Raw genomic sequence first — 5,597 nt, 5'->3', positions numbered from 1 at the left:
CTTTGAACACTGGGACCAACTCATCGCCTTCATGCTCGATGGCCTCACTCCAGCTCCCAAGAAACCACGCACAGGGTGATTTTCAAAATGAGAATTGCTGCATGTGGATGCGACGAGGCCGCACCGCTGCGGCGACGTAGTAGGCTCGCGCCATGCGTATGCTCCTGGTCGAAGACGATGACGTGATTGCCCGCGAACTCTGGCTGCGCTGGCAGCGATCGAACTGGGTCGCGGAGATCGCCGGAACCCTCAGCGCGGGCAGCGCCGCGCTGGCGCAGGGCAGCTTCGATCTGATCGTGCTCGACCTCGGCCTGCCGGACGGCGATGGTCTTGCCTGGCTGGGGCAACTGCGTGAACGCGACCGGCAAACGCCCGTGCTCGTGCTCACCGCGCGCGATCGCGTGAGCGATCGGGTTCACGGGCTGCGCACGGGCGCAGACGACTACCTGGTCAAGCCCTTCGCGGTCGATGAGCTGGACGCGCGCATCGAAGTGCTAGCCCGGCGCGCCCAACTGGCGCGCGGCGATCTGGCCGCCTTTGGCGCGTTGAGCTGGCTCGGCCAGGAAGGCTGCGCCTACGCCGCGGGCAAGAGGCTGGAGTTGTCGCCGCGCGAATTCGAAGTCCTGGGCATGTTGATCCGCCGTGCGCCGCGCCTGGTGCCCAAGCGCGTGCTCATCGACGCGCTGGCCGAGCGCAACCTCGAGGTTGGCGACAGCGCGGCCGAGGTGTACGTGTCACGCCTGCGCCGCAAGCTCGCCGGCTCGGGCACGGTGATCCGCACCCTGCGTGGATTCGGCTACGTGCTGGAGCTCGAAGACGGCGAAGTCGCAAAGAAGGACAGGGGCTGAGCACGGTGAAGGCCCCTCGCTCCCGCTGGTTGCGCCGCGAGCTCCTGCTGCGCCTGATGCTGCCGCTTCTGGCGATCGTTGCCGCTTCCGGGGTGATCGGCGCCTACACCGCCCAGCGCCTGACCGATCGCGTGTTCGACCGCTGGTTGCTGGACGCCGCGCGATCGTTGGCGCACGAGGTTCGCTTCGTCGATCGGAGGGCAAATCTGGACCTGCCTTCGGTTGCCGAAGCGATGCTGGTCTATGACGAGACCGACAAGGTCTACTTCAGCGTCGAGCAAGACGGTCGGCATCTGTCGGGGCAGCGCGGCATCCCCGAGCACGGAACACGCGAGTCCAGATACCGCAGTGGCCGGGCCTTCGATGCAAGCTACGCGGGCCATCCCGTGCGCGTGGCGGCGGTCGAAGTCGGCGACGGCAGTGGGGCTCAGGCCATCGTGCTGATGGCCGAGACCACCATCAAGCGCGAGCGCGCCGAGCAAGAAGTGTTGGCTATTCTGATGCCGCTCGGCCTGCTGTTGCTCGCCGCCGCCATCGCCATCGGCTTGGTGGTGCGTCGGACTCTGCGTCCGCTGGAAGCCATCGCGGCGCGCTGGAACGCTCGCTCCCATGTTTCGCTGGAACCCATCGCCGTGGACGACATGCCGCGTGAGCTGACGCCCTTCGCGGCGGCGCTCAACGACCTGCTTGGCCGCATCCGCGCGATGCTGGCACGCGAGCGCGAGTTCGTCGCCACGGTAGCGCACCAGCTGCGCACGCCTCTGGCGGGCATTCGCCTCGGCCTGGCACGAGCCGCCGAGGCGCCCGACCTGCCCAGCACGCGCCAGGTGCTGGGCGAACTCGACCATTCCACGCAGCGCGCCGCCCGCCTTGTCCAGCAATTGCTCGCGCTTGGCCGGCTCGACCCGGAGGCGCGCGGTGACCTCGATTTCGTGGCGACCGACCTCGCCGCCCTTGCACACGACGTAGGCGCGACGTATCTTGAATTGGCGCTGGACAAGCAGATCGACCTGGAACTGCGCGAGCCCGTCGTGCCGGTCGTGGTCACCGCGCAACCAGAGCTTCTGAGCGAGGCCCTCGGGAACCTTCTGGACAATGCGCTGCGCTACACGCCGCGCGGAGGTCGTGTCGTGATCGAGTTCGACGCTGCACCGCCGGCGGTACGGCTTTCCGACTCGGGTCCCGGTGTGCCCGACGAGGAGCGCAATGCCGTGTTCGAGCGCTTGGTGCGGGGTCGGCAGGCCACCGGCGAAGGCAGCGGCCTGGGGCTTGCCATCGTTCGCGACATCGCTGCCCTGCACGACGCCACCGTGAGCCTCGAGCGCAGCGTGCTCGGCGGCGCAAGCGTCAAGCTGTGCTTCGCACGGTCCACCGCGAAGGCAGAAGGATCCTGATTGTCTTTTCCTGAGCTCTTGTCCGACTATGGATATCTCGCCCTTCGCGGGCAGCCTGCTCGAGGGCGAAACTCTTTTGATCCTGGCAGGATTCGCGGCACTCCAAGTACTACATGTCGCTGGCCTGGGTCATTGCCGTGGCCTTCGGCGGCGGCGCTCTCGGGGATCAGATCTTCGTTGCTCGGCGGCATTTTGGTTTGCGATGAAACAACGCGGCCCGTCACGAGAACTGGCCGCATGTTCGTTCCCGGCTCACACCTGAGCCGGCTTTTGGGCAAGCACTACTTCACCAGAAAGCGCAGCTTGCTCGCGTGCAGCACCCTGGTGCCGTCCACCTCCGACAAGCCGCCGCTTGCTTCCACCACCGCACCATTGGCCAGGTCCGCCGCGGTGCCTCCGGTGAAGGCCGCGTTCGTCGCATCGACCTTCTGGCCGCCGACGTGGAAGTCGGCCTGACTCTTGTAGTCGCCGATCGGCCCGGCCACACGCGGAACCATCGTGTCTGCCTTGATGATCTCGATCCAGGTGGCCGCGATCATCTTGGTGCTCGGATTGAACGAGCCCTTCGCAAGCACCAGCACGCCGTTGGCCAAGTCGGCCGCCACGCCGCCGTCGAAGCTAGTGTTGGCGTCGAACGAAACGGCCATGCCCGTGAGCTTGAACCCGCCGGAGCTCACGTCGAACACACGCCCTCCCACCACCGAGATCTGAGGTGCGAGGTCGGCCAGGAATTCGACCCGGGCCACCACGACCAGCCCGTTGGTGCCCGGTGTGCCGCTGACCTCTACTCGTTTGCCGTTGATCAAGCTCGTGACGCTGCCGTTGACGTACTCGACGCTGTCGCCGAGCTTGAGCGTGAACCCGAGGAAGTGAAAGGTGTGGGCCGCGGCGTCGTAGTCGCGAATCTCGCCCTTGAGCTTGACCACTTGGGCGACAGGCGGCGCGATGAACTCGATGCGGTCGGCCTTGACCACGTCGCCTTGCACCTTGCCGGTGACCACGACCCACGCGCCGCTGCCGAGGTCCGACGTGCTGCCGCCGACGAAGATCGCTGCACTCGCATCGACGGCGGTGCCGCGTACCTTGAAGCTGCTGGCCGACACCCAGTCGGTGATCTGGCCCTTCAACGAGGCTTTGACGTCAACCGGCGTCTTGAGCACGCGAAGCTTCGTCGCTTTCAGCACGCCGTTGGCAACCGTTCCCTCGACGCCGACGATGACCCCTGTCGCCAAGTCGGCATCGACACCACCTTCGATCGTGGCGGCGCTCGCATTGATGTGCACCCCGGAGACGGTGAAGTCCGCCAACGAGTTGAAGGCCATGATGCGCCCGCCGACGCCAAACGCGTCGCCATCAGTGGTGGTCACGATCTTGATCGCCTTGGCCTTGAAGCCGCCCGCGCCGGGAGGAGTGTCCGAGAACGCGATCACCAATTGGCCGTTGGCGGGAGTCGCCCCTTCGGGCAAGACTGTCGCGGTGCTGTAGTCGACCGTCATGTCGTTGAACTTGAAAACCTTCGCAGCGGTGTCGAGCAGCGTGACCATGCCTCCGATGCGCACACCCTTGGAGAGCTCGGTCTGCGGCCGGCGCTCGACGCGAGTGGCGACGACGGCCTTGGTCGCGTCGACCGTGCCATGCACTTCGACGACATCGCCGACTGCGAGACCGTTGAAGTCGTGCACACCTTCGAACACGGTGGGCGTGGCGCCTGTGGTCGCGACCTGCACTGGCTGCCCGTAGATCGAGAAGCGCGACAACGTGCTGTCCAGTGCACCGATCGGCCCGAGCAGCGAGGCGTGGATCACGACGTCGTTGAGCTTGCCGTCCTGCACCTTGCCCTCGACGCGCATGCCGAGCTTGAGGTCGGACAGCGTGCCCGCCGACGGGGCCGAAGGATTCGTGTCGTTGGAGACTTTGGTTGTCACGTCGTCGTATCTGACGCCGTCGATGATCACACTGCCGAAGCCGGTGATCGTGCCGGACACCGACATCACGCCGGCCGTGGCCGGAGCGTCGGCGAGTGCCGAAGTAGCGCTGCTGCCGCCGCAGGCGACGAGCACCAGCGCCGCGCTGGCCGCCGCGATGACCAGCGACAGCGACTTGTTGTGAAACGAAAGTCTTGAAATCATGGATGCCCCGGGTTGGTTCTCTGGAGCCCATGAAAGAACGGAGGCGACACCAGTCTGGCGGTTCGGCTGCCGTGGACATCTGCATGTCGTTAGGCCCGTGACTTTGCGCCCCCATCTTTCGATGGGTTTGCCTTGGACGTTGCGGCCCTGGCCGCTTCGATCAGACGCTGTCAGCATATAAAGTGCGGCACGCGCGGCGATGCAGCCGACGACGACTGGCTGTTGCTGAACGACGGGCGGCGCGAGACCAATCAGCTTCTGAAGTCATGTGTGATCTCCATCACGATCAAGCGTCGAAACGGCGGATGGGTCACTCGCAAGGGCACGGTTGCGCTGCTGCGCCCGCACGGAAAAGGCGCCCGCCGCGGTGATCGTTGCGGGCTGCTTGCCATTACAGATCGCCTGTGGCTTGAGCCAGTTCGCGTGCCGTTCCCAACGCCGCTTCACCAGCGCCGAAAGCTCGGCCTGAGTCGTCGGCATGACGGGTGGTGCAACGGCGTGTGGTCTACGACACCACGCCCACCCACGGCGAGACAACCAGCGCCGGAACTCGCGCGCCGAGCTGAAGGTGTCGACCCGCATGGTGGACGCTGGTTGCGGTCAGACCAAGGCGGTCAGTCCCTGGTAGCCCACGTAGAGACCGACCAGCACGATCAACGCACCGGAGAAGTACGGGGCCTTGCGGGAAAACTCACCGAAGCCGCTCCAGCGCCCGGAAACGTGCTTCACACTCAGGGCAGCCAGCGTTCCGGAGGCCACCATCGTCAGTGCCAACCCGACGCTGAAGGACGCGACGAGTGTCGCACCGAGGGCGATCTGCTTCAGTTGCAAGCAAATCAACAGCACGGTAATAGAGGCCGGACAGGGGAACAGGCCGCCGGTCAACCCGAACATGATGATCTGCCCGGTGGTCACATCCCGGTTGGCAAAGCGATGGCGAATGTCGTTGGCGTGGGCCAACTCGTGCGGGTCTTGATAGCCCGGCGCCGCAATGTCCAGCCTGTCGTACTCCTTGACGGCGTGGTGAGGGTGGGCGTGTTCCACGAACTCCACGTCGTAGTTGTGAACGTGGTGTCCGTGACCCAGGCTCAATCTCGCGATGAATTCGTGCGGTTCTTGTATTTCCTCCGCTGACTCGAAGAAGCCGTCACGCTGCACAAACGAGAACATTTGGAGGCTGCCGTCCGCGCGTTCGGTCTCGACCCGCATCTGGTCCGCGGGCCACG

The 5,597-nt window shown here is 65.4% G+C and carries 4 protein-coding genes and 1 riboswitch; of the genes, 2 read left to right on the top strand and 2 right to left on the bottom strand.

The window, feature by feature from the left end; translation table 11 throughout:
- The first annotated feature begins 152 nt into the window (after positions 1–152).
- Together AC30NL_RS08620 and AC30NL_RS08615 are read left to right on the top strand one after the other, a co-directional pair.
- A complete protein-coding gene (locus AC30NL_RS08620; protein ID WP_489463590.1) occupies positions 153–848 on the top strand; it encodes a response regulator in 696 nt (231 codons plus the stop codon).
- 5 nt (positions 849–853) lie between these two features.
- A complete protein-coding gene (locus AC30NL_RS08615) occupies positions 854–2,242 on the top strand; it encodes a sensor histidine kinase (protein WP_489463589.1) in 1,389 nt (462 codons plus the stop codon).
- Positions 2,243–2,523: 281 nt separating this feature from the next.
- On the opposite strand, the gene AC30NL_RS08610 is transcribed toward AC30NL_RS08615, so the two are convergent.
- Together AC30NL_RS08610 and AC30NL_RS08605 are read right to left on the bottom strand one after the other, a co-directional pair.
- On the bottom strand, positions 2,524–4,371 hold the full coding sequence (locus tag AC30NL_RS08610; protein ID WP_489463588.1) for a DUF5666 domain-containing protein: 1,848 nt from the start codon (positions 4,369–4,371) through the stop codon (positions 2,524–2,526).
- A gap of 53 nt (positions 4,372–4,424) precedes the next feature.
- A riboswitch (cyclic di-GMP riboswitch) is annotated at positions 4,425–4,513 on the bottom strand.
- A gap of 458 nt (positions 4,514–4,971) precedes the next feature.
- On the bottom strand, positions 4,972–5,597 hold a 626-nt coding region (locus tag AC30NL_RS08605; RefSeq protein WP_489463587.1), incomplete at its 5' end, for a nickel/cobalt efflux transporter.

Source organism: Rhizobacter sp., from assembly GCA_021153565.1.
Lineage (GTDB): Bacteria > Pseudomonadota > Gammaproteobacteria > Burkholderiales > Burkholderiaceae_C > Albitalea.
The sequence above is the reverse complement of the archived record's forward strand: the minus strand, read 5'-3'. Positions and strand labels throughout refer to the sequence as shown.